The following is a 12,911-nucleotide window of genomic DNA, read 5'->3' on the forward strand; positions in this document are numbered from 1 at the left end:
CTGCCGGACCGACGCCGCCAGCCCGGTGACGAATCCGGACGGGAGGCGCGGGGCGGCCTGGCCCCGCGCCTCCCGTCCGGCGGTGGTGGCTGACGTGTCGGTCCCGCAGGACGATGCCGGCGGCCGGTGCCCGGGCGGGTGCCCGGCGGGCGGTGCTTCCTGCCGGACCGACGCCGGCAGGTCGGTCACGAATCCGGACGGGAGGCGCGGGTCGGCCTGGCTCCGCGCCTCCCGTCCGGTGGTGGTGGGTGGCGCGTCGGTCCCGCAGGATGGTGCCCGGCGGCCGGTGCCCGGCGGGTGCCCTGCGGGCGGTGCTTCCTGCCGGACCGACGCCGGCAGCTTGGCCCTGCGCCTCCCGTCCGGTGGTGGTGGGTGGCGCATCGGTTCCGCAGGAGGGTGCCGGCGTTCGGTGCCCGGCGGGCACCCGGCGGGCGGTGCTTCCTGCCGGACCGATGCCGGCAGGTCGGTCACGAATCCAGACGGGGGGCGCGGGTCGGCCTGGCCCCGCGCCTCCCGTCCGGCGGTGGTGGGTGGCGCGTCGGTCCCGCAGGACGATGCCGGCGGCCGGTGCCCGGCGGGTGCCCTGCGGGCGTTGCTTCCTGCCGGACCGACGCCGCCAGCCGACGCCGCCCCACCCCGCTCCGCCCTGGAAGCCGGACCGACGCCGCCGCACCGCCCCACCGCCGCGCGGCCGCGCCGCCCCCCCCGCACTCCCCGCCGAGCGGACGCGCTCAGCCGACGGGGTCGTGCGTCGGCAGGCGGACGACCTGCCCGGCGTACGTGAACCCGCCGCCGAAACCGAACAGGAGCGCCAGCGCCCCGGGCGGCAGCTCCCCGGCGTGCCACGCGCGCGAGAGTCCGAGGGGGATCGACGCCGCCGAGGTGTTCCCCGACGTGACGAGGTCGCGGATGACGATCTTCGCCTCCCCGCCGAGCGCCGCCGCGAGCGGGTCGATGATCCGGAGGTTCGCCTGGTGGAACGCCAGGACCTCGATCTCGTCGATGTCGTGTCCTGAGAGCTCGACGGCCCGCAGCGCATGCTCCTTCGCCTCCGTCAGCGCCCATCGGAGGATCGCGCCGCCCTCCTGCGCGAACGTGGCGGGTGCCGGGGGGAGCTGCACCGAGCCGACGAGCCGCGGCACCGAACCCCAGGCGACCGGCCCGATCCCGGCGTCCTCGGCTCGGGTGACGACGGCGGCGCCGGCACCGTCGCCGAACAGCACGCACGTCGAACGGTCCGCCCAGTCGAGCACGGGCGACATCGTCTCCGACCCGATCACGAGTGCCGTCGTGGCCGACCCGAACCGGATCGACTGGTCCGCCATCGCGAGGGCGTACTCGAACCCGGAGCACGCCGTGTTGACGTCGAGCACTGCCGGGCCGTCCATCCCGAGTGCGACCGCGATCTGTCCGGCAGCGGAGGGCGACCGCTCGGGATTCGTCATGCTCGCGAGGATGACGAGGTCGACGTCCTGCGGAGCCGTCGCCGCATCCGTCAACGCCATCCGCGCGGCGGCGGTCCCCATCGAGACAACCGTGTCGTCGCTCGTCATGAGTCGTCGTTCGCGGATGCCGGTCCGCGTCCTGATCCACTCGTCGGTGGTGTCGACGAGGCCGGTGAGCTCGTCGTTCGTCACCACGCGGCTCGGCCGGTGATGGCCGAGCCCCGCGACGCGGCTCGCGATCGGGTCGGGACTGCGCATGTTCAGGGGTTCCGGGTCCTTGCTCGCCTCGGGGTGCGGGGCGTCGTGGTGGGTGCGGTACGGGCTGCTGCGTCACTCGTGGCGGACGTTGCCCCCTCCGTGGGCGACAACCGGCCCTCGCGGTGCCGCATTCCTGCGGGACCGCCGGACGGGAGGCGCGGGGCGGGGCCGACCCGCGCCTCCCGTCCGGTGCGTGGTCGCGGCACCTCGGCGGCGCGGCACTGCGGCGGCCGAGGACGTCGGCACGGCGCCGCCGAGGGCATCGGCACGGCGCCGCCGAGGGCATCGGCACGGCGCCGCCGCCGTCAGGCGTGGGAGAAGACGAGGGTCGCGTTGTGCCCGCCGAACCCGAAGGAGTTGAGCACGGCGGCGCCCGCGTCGACCTGCCGTTGCGTCGTGGCGACGTCGACCTCGATCGCCGGGTCCACCGTCTGCACGTTGATCGTCGGCGGGACCGTCCCGGAGCGGAGCGCCTCGACGACGGCGACGGCGCCGAGTGCGCCGGACGCCCCGAGGAGGTGGCCCGTCATCGACTTCGTGCTCGTGACGACGGCGTGGTCCCCGATCGACCCGAGGATCGCCCGGCTCTCGTTCGCGTCGCCGATCGGGGTCGAGGTGGCATGCGCGTGGACGAAGCCGACGTCCGCGCCGGACAGCCCGGCGACCCGCAGCGCGAGGGACATCGTCCGCGCCTGGTTCTCCGGATCGGCCTGGACGATGTCGTACGCGTCCGAGGTCACCGCCGAACCGTCGAGCCACGCCAGGACGTCGGCTCCCCGGGCGCGGGCGTGGTCCTCGGACTCGAGGACGAGCATCGCGGCCCCCTCGCCGAGCACGAAGCCGTCGCGGTCGACGTCGAACGGGCGGGAGGCGAGGGTCGGGTCGCCCTCACGGCGGGACAGGGCGCGGGTCTGAGCGAGTGCGGCGAGGGTGAGGCCCTCGACGCAGGCCTCGGTCCCGCCCGCGAGCACCACGTCGGCGGCGCCGGAGGCGATGAGCATCCGCGCCTGGCCGAGCGCCTCGGTGCTCGACGCGCACGCCGACACCGGGGCGCTGGCACCGCCGCGCGCGCCGATCGCCATCGAGAGCCACGCCGCAGGACCGTTCGCCATCATCATCGTCACGGTGTGGGGCAGGACCTTGCGCGGTCCTGAGTTCTCGAGCGCGTGCTGTTGCTCGATCGTCGAGTGCAGGCCACCGATCGCCGTCCCGACCACCACGGCGACCCGGTCTCGGTCGTCCCCGGCGAGGGTGCTCGCGCCGTCCTGGTCGGTGAACCCGGCGTGCGTCCATGCCTCGCGCCCGGCGATCATCGCGAGGTGCTCGGCGCGGTCCATCCGCTTCAGCTCCCGGACCGTCAGGTGCTCGGTGACGTCCGTGTCGACGAGGGCGCCGATGCGGACCGGGAGCTCCTCGGCCCAGGGTTCGTCGATCTTCGTCACACCGGACCGTCCGTCGAGGAACGCCTGCCACGTGGTGGGGGCGTCGGCGCCGACAGGGGAGATGGCACCGAGACCGGTGACGGCGACGCGAGTGCTGGTCATGTCGTCAATCCTTCCAGGGGAGGGTGGGAGCCCGGCGGTGGATGTCCCACCACGGATGGGGTGCGCCGCGGTCGAGACCCTCCAACGAGACTCCGGGTGGCGGGGCGGGGCGGTGCTGCGGCGTGCGCGGCGCTGGAGGCGTGCGCGGCGCTGGCGGCGTGCGTGGTGCTGGTGGCGTCGCGCGGTCTGCATTCGGAGCACCCGGTAGGGTCGACGGGTGCAGGCGATCGTCATCGAGCGGCTGGAGGGGCCGTCCGCCGCGGTCCTCCGCGACGTCCCCGAACCCGAACACTCCCATCACCGGGCCGGCGGTCTCCGCGTCGTGGTCGAGGTCCGCGCCGTCGGGCTGAGCGTGATCGACGTCCTGCAGAGCCGCGGGACCTACCAGTACGGCGCGCCGGCCCCGTACGTGCTCGGGTCCGAGATCGCCGGTGTCGTGGTGTCCGCCGACGTCGGCTCCGGCTTCGCGGTCGGCGACCGCGTCGGGAGCATCGTCTTCTGGGGCGGACTCGCCGAGCGTGCCGTCGTCGCACCGGACTACACCGCCAAGCTCCCCGACTCGATGAGCTTCGCCGAGGGCGCCGGCGTCTACCTCAACTACTCCACGGCGTGGTTCGCCTACCACCGGTCGGGCGTCCGGCCTGGAGGCACGGTGCTGGTCCACGGGGCCGCTGGCGGTGTCGGGACGGCGCTGCTCGACCTCGCGCCGGCGTTCGGGGCGAGGGCGATCGCCGTCGTCTCCTCGGACGCCAAGGCAGCGGTCGCATCCGAGGCCGGAGCGTTCGCCGTGGTCCGCTCGGACGGCCCGTGGAAGGACGAGGTCCGCGCCTTGACCGACGGTCACGGGGTGGACGCCGTCCTCGACACGGTGGGGGGCGACCGGTTCACCGACTCGCTCCGAGCGCTCCGGACCGGCGGGATGCTCGTGGTGATCGGGTTCGCCGGTGGGGCGATCCCATCGGTCAAGGTCAACCGTCTGCTGCTCAGGAACCTGTCCGTGACGGGCATCTCGATGGACACGTTCGACGACGAGTACCCGGGGACCCTGCGGATGGTGCGCGACGCGATCGAGGAGCTCATGGCAGCGGGGGGCATCCACCCGCGGGTGGGCCGGGTGTTCCCGTTCGAGCAGGCCGCCGATGCGATGCGCCTCATCGAGTCCCGGCAGGCCGTGGGCAAGGTCGTCGTCGAGCGCTGAGGGTGGTGTGTCGGCGATGGCGCGGGTGCCGGGGCCCGGGCGGGTGGCGGGGCCTGGGCGGGTGGCGGGGCCTGGGCGGGTGGCGGCGTGGATGGGTGGCGGGGCCTGGGCGGGTGGCGGGGCCTGGGCGGGTGGCGGCGTGGGCGGGTGGCGGCGTGGATGGCAACTCAGGAACGCGGCGTGATCCGCGGGGGCAGGTGGGCCGTGGCGCGGCGGTGTCCTGAATTGCCGGCGAGTGTCGTTGCGGCGGGTCGGCTGCGGCTGGGGCAGCGGCGGACGCGCGGGGTGTCGGCAGCGGCGTGGATGGGCAACTCAGGAACGAGGCACGATCTGCTGGGGCAGGTGGGCCGTGACGCGGCGGTGTCCTGAATTGCCGGCGAAAGACGAGCACACCGATGCCCGCGGGGGGGGGGCTGGCGTGGCGCGGCGGATGTCGGTAGCGCAGGACACTCCTGCCGTCCCCGCTGCTCCGGACCGCGTGCAGCCGGACGTTCCTGCGCCGCCAGCTCGGGCGACGTGGTGGGCCTGAGCCGGGCCTCCCGTCTGCGGATGCCTGACCGACGGCGCCAGCCTGGAGCGGAGACGCGCCGACGGGCGGCGACGCGGCCCCGGCGGTGGGAGCGCGCCGACCGGCCGTTCCACCCGACGGCGACACGCCCGGCCTGGTACCGTGACCCCCCGGACAACACCGAGGACGCTCCCGCGGACGACGGGGCGCCCGGAGCAGAACGGACGGACAACCCCATGACCGGCGAACCCGAGCAGATCCGCCGAGACCCGTACTCCCCGACGATGCTCGAGGGCGACCGCATCCTCGTCACCGGCGGCGGCTCAGGACTCGGCAAGGCGATCGCCGGCGCGCTGCTTGCCCACGGTGCCGAGGTCGTGCTCTGGGGTCGGCGCCGCAACGTCCTCGAGGCGGCGGCGAGCGAGATCGCGATGCTCGGCGATCCGGCCCGGGTGATGGTCGACTCGGTGGACGTCCGCGACGCCGAGGCCGTCGACGCCTCGGTCGACCGCATCTTCGACGGTGGTCGTCCTCTGACCGGCGTCGTGAACGGTGCTGCCGCGAACTTCATCGCCCCGACCGAGTCGTTGAGTGCTCGCGCGTTCGCCGCTGTGACGTCGACCGTGATCAACGGGTCGTTCCACGTGACGCACGCGGTCGGCCGGCGATGGATCAAGGACCGGCTCCCGGGTTCGGTGCTGTCCCTCCTGACGACGTGGGTGGAGACGGGGTCGGCGTACGTGGTGCCGTCCGCGATGTCGAAGGCAGCGGTGAACGCGATGACGATGTCGCTCGCCGTGGAGTGGGCGCACTACGGGATCCGGCTCAACGCGGTCGCCCCGGGACCGATCCCGACGGACTTCGCGTGGGACGTCCTCGATCCTGGAGACGCCTCGGTCATCGGCGCGACCGACGTCCGCGGTGTTCCCGCAGGACGGTTCGGCAGGCCGGACGAGGTCGCGAACCTCGTCATGTTCCTGCTCTCCGACGCGTGCGACTACCTGACCGGGGAGACGATCGCGATGGACGGCGGTCAGCGACTCGCCGGGCCGTCGACGTTCTCGGACCTGACGCACCTGACCGCCGACGACTGGGCGGCGATCCGCACGCGAGGCAAGGCCGCCGCGGCGGCGACGAAGGCGCAGCAGGGGGGCGTGTCCTCGGAGTTGCGGTAGCGACGCGTCGTGCATGCCGGGGCCCCGTCGTTCCATCCTGCGCCGTCGGCGCTCGTTCGGCGGCGCGGTGCGGGCTCGTTCGGACGGTCGGCGGCGGCTCGTCCGGCGGGGCGGTGGGGGCTCGGCAGGATCGTCACGGCCTGGAGGGGCGGGTCGGGCTCGCACCGGGCCTCCCGTCCGGTGGGTGCGCGGGTTGTCAGGTGTCGGCTCTGCAGGAATCCGACTCCGGTCGGGGCTCCGTGCCGGGAAGCCCTCAGCGACCGGTGAACTCGGGCGGGCGCTTCTCGATGAACGCCGTGAGTGCCTCGGCCATGTCGGAAGTCCGGGTGAGCAGTGCCTGCCCGCGGCTCTCGAACTCGATCGCCGCCGCATACGACCCGATCTCGAGGTTGTGCTGGAGTGCACGCTTGGAGAACTTGACGCCCGACGGCGAGTTCCCGACGATCGCGGCGGCTGTCTCCATCGCGGACTCCAGCAGTGATTCTGCAGGAACGATGCGCGACACCAGTCCGATGTCCGCGGCTTCATCGGCACGGACCGTTCGACCCGTCAAGGCGATCTCGTTCGCCCGACCACTGCCGATGACCCGAGGCAGCAGCCAGGACAGCCCGAGGTCGCCCGCCGAGAGGCCGATGCGAACGAAGGACGCGACGAACGTGGCCGTCGGAGCGGCGATCCGGATGTCCGCTGCGAGTGCGAGTGAGAACCCGCCACCGGCTGCGGGGCCGTTCACCGCCGCGATGACCGGGAGGCGGAGCGTCCGGATGCCGACGAGCGCCCGAGCCGCAGCTTCCTGCCGTTCCAACATGTCGATCGCGGTGAGGTGCGGGAGCTCCTTCGCTTCGTCGAGGTCGTATCCCGCGGAGAATCCGCGACCAGCTCCGGTGAGGACGAGCACGCGAGCCGAGTCGTCCTGCGCGAGCGACATGGCCAACGCCTCGAGCTCGGCGAACATGCCGACCGTGATCGCGTTGAGTCGTGCCGGCCGGTTCAGTGTCACGAGGACGACGCCCGCCGCCGGTCGCGTGATCAGGAGGGCGGGCTCGGATGTCGGCTCAGGAATGATGTCGGGCATTTCGGGACCTTCCGGCGGCGATTCCGTGCCGCGGCAACGCGTCAGACGGGGACCGCTGCTGATTCTGCAGGAACGGGCGCGCCTGGTCCGGCGACGCCGACGTGCTGGGGCAGCTCCACGACCTGGACCGCGTACGCGAGGCCGGCGCCGAACCCGAACTGCAGAGCGATCTGCCCGGGTTGGGCAAGCCCTTCGCGGAGGAGCCGTTCCGTGGCGAGCGGCACGGATGCCGAGGAGGTGTTGCCGGTGTCGACGATGTCGCGTGCGACCACGACGTCGTCGTTCAACCCGAGTCGGCCGTGCAGGCCCTCGACGATCCGGAGGTTCGCCTGGTGGGGGATGAAGACCTCGATGTCCTTCGGAGTCAACCCAGCGTCCGAGATGGCCTTGAGGGCGAGTTCGGGGAGCGCGGTCTGCGTCCAGCGGTACACGGACGGCCCGTCCTGACGAGCCGTCGGCCACGGGACGTGCTCGTCCTCCGCGGCGAACTTGAAGTCGAGCCAGGAGTGCGTCAGCCCGATCGCGTCGTTGAGGCGCCCGTCCGAGCCCCACACGGTCGGACCGATCGCCGGGGTGTCGCTCGGGCCGACGAGCGCGGCTCCTGAACCGTCGCCCATGATGAACGACATGGTCCGGTCGGTGGGCTCGATGAAGTCGGAGATCTTCTCCGCGCCGATCACGAGCACGTGCTTCGCGAGGCCGGACCGGATCATTGCGTCGGCCTGACCGATGCCGTAGCAGTACCCGGCGCACGCGGCGTTGGAGTCGAAGGCGGCGGTCCCGGGCCCGGTGCCGAGCCGGTGTGCCACGAGCGGGGCCATCGCCGGCGTGGTCTGCATCCACGAGATGCTGGCGCAGATCACCGCATCGACCTGCTCGGGGTCGATCCCGGCGGCCTCGATCGCGCTGCGGCCGGCCTGCTCGGCGAGGTCCTGCACGAGGACCTCCTTCCGGGCGTGCCGACGCGTCACGATGCCGGTCCGGCGCTGGATCCACTCGTCGGAGGAGTCGATCGGGCCGACCAGGTCGTCGTTCGGCACGACGAGATCGCCGCGGACGCCCCCGACGCTGAGGATGCGGGAGTACGAATTCGTCGCTGCACTACGCATGGTGGAAGACACGTTATGTGTTCGTCGCAGGAAAAGCGCGGGTTTGGTCCACCTCAGTTCCGCGACGTGCTTCGCAGCGCGAGTTCAGGAAGGCTGTGTCGAGCGTCTCGGGGGAGGTCCGTCCCGCGCGGCGGTGGCGGTTCCGGGGATGACGGACCCGGTCTGGCCCTCCATGCGCATCGCGCGACCGCGTCCTGCAGAACCGGCGCGTCGCCGGGCGAGTCGGCGTGGCGGACGCGAGTTGCGCCTCCCGTCCGGGCGCCGGAGTCGACGTGGCCCGTCACACGGAGACGTCAGCGCGGACCGACGATTCCTGCCGGGCCGACCGCTGGACGGACTGGAGGCACGGCTCGCGCCCGCCCCGCGCGGTGCGTCATACACGGTTCGAGATCGAGTCGGATGCATAGAATCGGCCTTGACCGGCCGCACTCGTACGGCGCCGGATGCACCTCGAGAACGGGATGACGATGACCGGCAGGATCCACGACGACATCACGCAGGCCTTCGGCAACACGCCACTCGTCCGCCTCAACCGCCTTCCAGTGGCCGGTGGCGCCGAGGTCCTCGCGAAGCTCGAGTTCTACAACCCCGGTGCCAGCGTCAAGGACCGTCTGGGAGTCGCGATCGTCGATGCTGCGGAGAAGTCAGGAGCGCTCCGCCCCGGTGGCACGATCGTCGAGGGCACGAGTGGCAACACCGGCATCGCCCTCGCACTCGTCGGCGCAGCGCGTGGCTACCGAGTCGTCCTGACCATTCCGGAGACGATGAGTGTCGAGCGGCGTGCGGTCATGCGGGCCTACGGCGCCGAGATCGTGCTGACGCCAGGGTCCGAGGGGATGAAGGGCGCAGTGTCACGGGCGGCCGACATCGTCGAGCAGACGCCGGGAGCGATCCTCGCCCACCAGTTCGAGACCGCCGCGAACGCCGCGATCCACCGCGCGACCACCGCACCGGAGATCCTCCGGGACACCGACGGCAGGGTCGACTTCTTCGTCGCGGGCGTCGGCACGGGCGGGACGATCACCGGCGTCGGTCAGGTCCTGAAGGAGCAGGTTCCCGGCGTGCAGATCGTCGCGGTCGAGCCGGCCGACTCACCGCTGCTGACGAAGGGGACTGCGGGTCCGCACAAGATCCAGGGCATCGGGGCGAACTTCGTTCCTGAGGTGCTGGACCGCTCGGTCATCGACGAGGTCATCGACGTGGAGCTCGACGACGCCCTGCGCGTGGCCCGAGCGCTGGCCACGCAGGAAGGCATCTTCTCGGGGATCTCCTCCGGAGCGATCGTGCACGCGGCCCTCGAGATCGCGGCTCGACCCGAGAACGCCGGCAAGCGCATCGTCGCCGTGGTCTGCGACACGGGGGAGCGGTACCTGTCGACGATGCTGTACCAGGACCTGGCGGAGTGAGCTCTGCAGGACACCGCGGCGGTCAGCCCGGCCCGAGGGGCCGCCGATCCGTCGGGTTCCTGAATCGTCTGCGTGAGGACATCCGCGCCGCACGCCGTGTCGACCCGGCGGCGCGCGGCGACGTCGAGGTCGCGATCGTGTATTCCGGACTCCACGCTGTGTGGGGGTACCGCCTCGCTCACCGCCTCTGGTGCGCCAATGGGCTTCCCGCGTCGAGATTCGCCGCGCGCGTGCTCGCGCAGCTCGTCAGGACGGCGACCGGTGTCGAGATCCACCCCGGAGCACGCATCGGCCGAAGGTTCTTCGTGGACCACGGCATGGGAGTCGTCATCGGGGAGACCGCGGTCATCGGGGACGACGTCGTCATCTACCACGGGGTCACCCTGGGCGGGAAGGGCGGCGGCCACGGGCAACGGCACCCGACGATCGGAGACCGCGTCGTGCTCGGCGCGGGGTCGTCCGTCCTCGGCGCGATCTCCGTCGGAGCGGACACGGTCGTCGGGGCCAACACGGTCGTCACGCGCGACGTGCCGGCCTCATCCGTCGTCACCGGTCAGCCAGGAGTCGCGCGGCCGCGGTGAGCCCGTGGGCCTGTGAGCCTGTGCGCCCTGGCGCCCGTGCGCCCGTGCGCCCGTGCGCCCGTGCGCCCGTGCGCGAAGGGTCCCCCGATGTCGTTCCAGGGCCCGGGCGTCACCTCGGCAGCCACCACTCCCGTCTGCGTCGCGGGCCGGACCGTCGGATCGGCACGAATCGTGGTCGTGGGCGCGCCGGCCGACCCGGCGGAACGACTGCTTCGAGCGCCGTCTGGACCATGGTCCACGACTCGCGCAGCATCGCCACGGTCACCCGGACCGGCACGAGCCCGGCGTTCAGGATGGTGAGGTCCTTTCTCCGGTCGGCCTCGAACGACAACGCGTGGTGCTCTCGTCCGTCGACCTCGAGCCCGATCCGACGGTCGACGACGAGGTCGATCCGTTGTCCGTTCGGGAGCGGCCCCTGTGACCGAACGGCATGTCCGCGCAGGCGCAGCCGTGTCCGCGCGATGCTCTCCGGGAACGTGTCGCAGCGCGGATCGGCCCAGGACAGGATCCGGCGTGCGTCCGCCGGCAGCCGCCCCACCGCCGCGAGGAGCTGCCCACGTGTGAGGGCGAACGTCCGCATCGCCCAGTCCACGAGCGCAACGGCTTCCTCGAACGGCGCTTCGAGCACCGCTCGAGCGAAGGCGTCCACCACATCCACCCGCCAGGTCGTCCCGCGGGACTGGACCGCCGGTGGGTCGTACACCACGCGGACACCGGGACGATGGCGGAGTCGCGCTGCGTTCCGCGGGACCGAGACGACGATCTGTGGTGGGGTCCGGCTCCATCGCCACGGCAGCAGCGAGGTCAGGGCGGCGAGCCCGGTGAGCCGTCCCCCGACCTGGACCGCGATGAACCGCGGGTCGTCCGGTGGCCAGGTGGAGTACCAGCCACGGCGCGGTCTCCGGACGGTGCCCTTCCGCACGGCGGCGGTGAGGTGCCGGTCACGAGCTCCAGCACGCACGAGGTCGCGCTTGTGCAGGAGCCCGCCCCCGTCGGTCACGATGCTTGCGATGGTCGTCATGTCCGACACTCTCCGGCCCCTACGAGCTGCGCGGGGACGCGAGCAGCGCTCCTGTGGACGAGTCGGCGGCGAGGCGATCTGTGGAGGACGAGCCGCACCTCCCGTCCATCGCCGGAGCGCTGCGCAAGCGCTCCGGCACACGGGCCTGTCGGGCCGCCCGGCTGCGCCGGGTCCGTCAGCTCCGCTGGGTTCGTCAGCTCCGCTGGCTCGAGACGGTCGCGACAGTGCGGAGAACGCAGGAACTCGCCCTGGAGGCGCGGCCCCAGCCAGACCCGCGCCGCACCTTCCTGATTCGGCGGCGGATCCGCTCGCGTGAGTCGGCGCCGCGCGGCAGGCTGTCTCCATGGACGGAACAGCACTGCAACGCATCGCCGATCGCGTGGCGACCGGCTTGCCCGCGGCGACGAAGGGCCAGCCGTTCGGCGAGGGCACCGACGTGTACAAGGTCGTCGACAAGGTGTTCGTGATCGTGAGCGAGCGGAACGGATCGGCGATGGTCACCCTCAAGGCGGCACCCCCACACGTCGTCGCGCTCCTCGCGGGCCATCCGTCGATCACCCCCGGCTACCACATGAACAAGCGGCACTGGGTGACCATCGGGCCGGGCGCAGACGTGACCGAGCGACTCGTCGAGGACCTCGTCGGGAACTCCTACGACCTGATCGTGAGCACCCTGCCGCGGGATCGTCGACCGATCGATCCCGTGCGCGACGAACCGGACCAGGACGTGCGAGCGATGGAGCCGCTGGTCAGGCCCCGGCCCGGGCCAGTGTCTTCTCCGCCTCGGTGCGCAGTTTGACCGGAACAGGCCGGACGCTGCGCAACAGCGCGGCGGCCTGGCCCGGTTCGAGACCGCGGAAGACGTCACCGATCGTCACCCCATGGTCCGGTTGTTCGACGACCGTGAACGTGTCTCCGGCACGGACCGGCCCGGACTTGACGACGCGCAGGTACGCACCGGGGCGTCCTTCCTCGGTGAACCGCTTCACCCACTTGTCGATGCCCATGCGTCGCGCGAAGGTCCCGCACGGGATCCGGGGGAAGGTGACCTCGAGCACGAGCGACTCGCCGACGCGCCATCGTTCCCCGACCAGCGCGCGAGTCACGTCGAGTCCGCCGACTCGGAGGTTCTCCCCGAACAGCCCCGGCGGGATCGGACGGCCGAGTTCCGCTGCGAAGTGTGCGGCATCGTCGTCGCTGTAGGCGTACACGGCCTGGTCCTCACCGCCGTGGTGTTTCCGATCCGCCTGGACGTCTGCGTGGAGCCCGAGCGGACGGATCCGCACCGGACCGTCGACCGGGCGTTTGTCGATCGCGGTGACGCCGATCGTCCCGGAGTCGCGGAGCAGTCGATCGACGCGGCAGACGGCCGTGATGATGGGCATGCCTCCATCGTGCCGGAGTCGTGCAGGAGCCGCCAGAGGTCATTGCACGTCGGGGAGTGGTTCTCGACGAGCGATTCCGCCGTCAGCGCTCGGTTCTCCCGTCGATGCACACCTGCCCCTGAACGAGGAGCGCTCTGCGTGCCGCGACGGGCGTGCACCGTCCGACGGGGAGAAATCTGCTCACCGGGTGTGGCGGTCCGCGCCCG

At 72.3% G+C, this 12,911-nt stretch carries 11 protein-coding genes; 5 read left to right on the forward strand and 6 right to left on the reverse strand.

The features are described 5' to 3' along the window. Positions 1–731: 731 nt before the first annotated feature. Together ACO0E0_RS02115 and ACO0E0_RS02120 are read right to left on the reverse strand one after the other, a co-directional pair. Complete coding sequence (locus ACO0E0_RS02115) at positions 732–1,703, reverse strand: beta-ketoacyl-ACP synthase III (protein WP_422869747.1); 972 nt, start codon at positions 1,701–1,703, stop codon at positions 732–734. A 305-nt stretch (positions 1,704–2,008) separates the two neighbouring features. After that, on the reverse strand, positions 2,009–3,247 hold the full coding sequence (locus ACO0E0_RS02120; protein WP_422869748.1) for a beta-ketoacyl-[acyl-carrier-protein] synthase family protein: 1,239 nt from the start codon (positions 3,245–3,247) through the stop codon (positions 2,009–2,011). Between the two features lie 217 nt (positions 3,248–3,464). Here ACO0E0_RS02120 and ACO0E0_RS02125 point away from each other — a divergent pair, with 217 nt between their 5' ends. Together ACO0E0_RS02125 and ACO0E0_RS02130 are read left to right on the forward strand one after the other, a co-directional pair. Beyond that, positions 3,465–4,445 (forward strand): NADPH:quinone oxidoreductase family protein, encoded by a 981-nt coding sequence (locus ACO0E0_RS02125; RefSeq protein ID WP_422869749.1) that lies wholly within the window; start codon positions 3,465–3,467, stop codon positions 4,443–4,445. A 744-nt stretch (positions 4,446–5,189) separates the two neighbouring features. After that, a complete protein-coding gene (locus ACO0E0_RS02130; RefSeq protein ID WP_422869750.1) occupies positions 5,190–6,128 on the forward strand; it encodes an SDR family oxidoreductase in 939 nt (312 codons plus the stop codon). Positions 6,129–6,381: 253 nt separating this feature from the next. On the opposite strand, the gene ACO0E0_RS02135 is transcribed toward ACO0E0_RS02130, so the two are convergent. Then, on the reverse strand, positions 6,382–7,203 hold the full coding sequence (locus ACO0E0_RS02135) for an enoyl-CoA hydratase/isomerase family protein (protein WP_422869751.1): 822 nt from the start codon (positions 7,201–7,203) through the stop codon (positions 6,382–6,384). A 41-nt stretch (positions 7,204–7,244) separates the two neighbouring features. Further along, positions 7,245–8,312 carry a beta-ketoacyl-ACP synthase III gene (locus ACO0E0_RS02140; protein ID WP_422869752.1) on the reverse strand — a complete coding sequence of 356 codons (1,068 nt, stop codon included), beginning with the start codon at positions 8,310–8,312 and terminating at the stop codon, positions 7,245–7,247. A gap of 467 nt (positions 8,313–8,779) precedes the next feature. Between ACO0E0_RS02140 and cysK the strand changes: the two genes are divergently transcribed. Further along, entirely contained in the window at positions 8,780–9,718 is a 939-nt protein-coding gene (gene cysK / locus ACO0E0_RS02145; protein ID WP_422869936.1) for a cysteine synthase A, read from the forward strand. Positions 9,719–9,777: 59 nt separating this feature from the next. Next, the gene (gene cysE, locus ACO0E0_RS02150; RefSeq protein ID WP_422869937.1) at positions 9,778–10,299 is read left to right on the forward strand and encodes a serine O-acetyltransferase; all 522 of its coding nucleotides are present in this window, start codon (positions 9,778–9,780) and stop codon (positions 10,297–10,299) included. 109 nt (positions 10,300–10,408) lie between these two features. Here cysE and ACO0E0_RS02155 read toward each other — a convergent pair whose 3' ends face one another. Continuing rightward, positions 10,409–11,320 (reverse strand): hypothetical protein, encoded by a 912-nt coding sequence (locus tag ACO0E0_RS02155; RefSeq protein ID WP_422869753.1) that lies wholly within the window; start codon positions 11,318–11,320, stop codon positions 10,409–10,411. Between the two features lie 343 nt (positions 11,321–11,663). On the opposite strand from ACO0E0_RS02155, the gene ACO0E0_RS02160 reads away from it, so the two are divergent. Further along, positions 11,664–12,119, forward strand: coding sequence for an MmcQ/YjbR family DNA-binding protein (locus ACO0E0_RS02160; RefSeq protein WP_422869754.1), 456 nt, complete (start codon positions 11,664–11,666; stop codon positions 12,117–12,119). On the opposite strand, the gene ACO0E0_RS02165 is transcribed toward ACO0E0_RS02160, so the two are convergent. After that, positions 12,070–12,705 carry an MOSC domain-containing protein gene (locus ACO0E0_RS02165; RefSeq protein ID WP_422869755.1) on the reverse strand — a complete coding sequence of 212 codons (636 nt, stop codon included), beginning with the start codon at positions 12,703–12,705 and terminating at the stop codon, positions 12,070–12,072. The two genes, ACO0E0_RS02160 and ACO0E0_RS02165, sit on opposite strands and share 50 nt — an antisense overlap. Positions 12,706–12,911: the final 206 nt, after the last annotated feature.

Origin of the sequence: Curtobacterium phyllosphaerae, assembly GCF_049341865.1 — a bacterium.
Lineage (GTDB): Bacteria > Actinomycetota > Actinomycetes > Actinomycetales > Microbacteriaceae > Curtobacterium > Curtobacterium phyllosphaerae.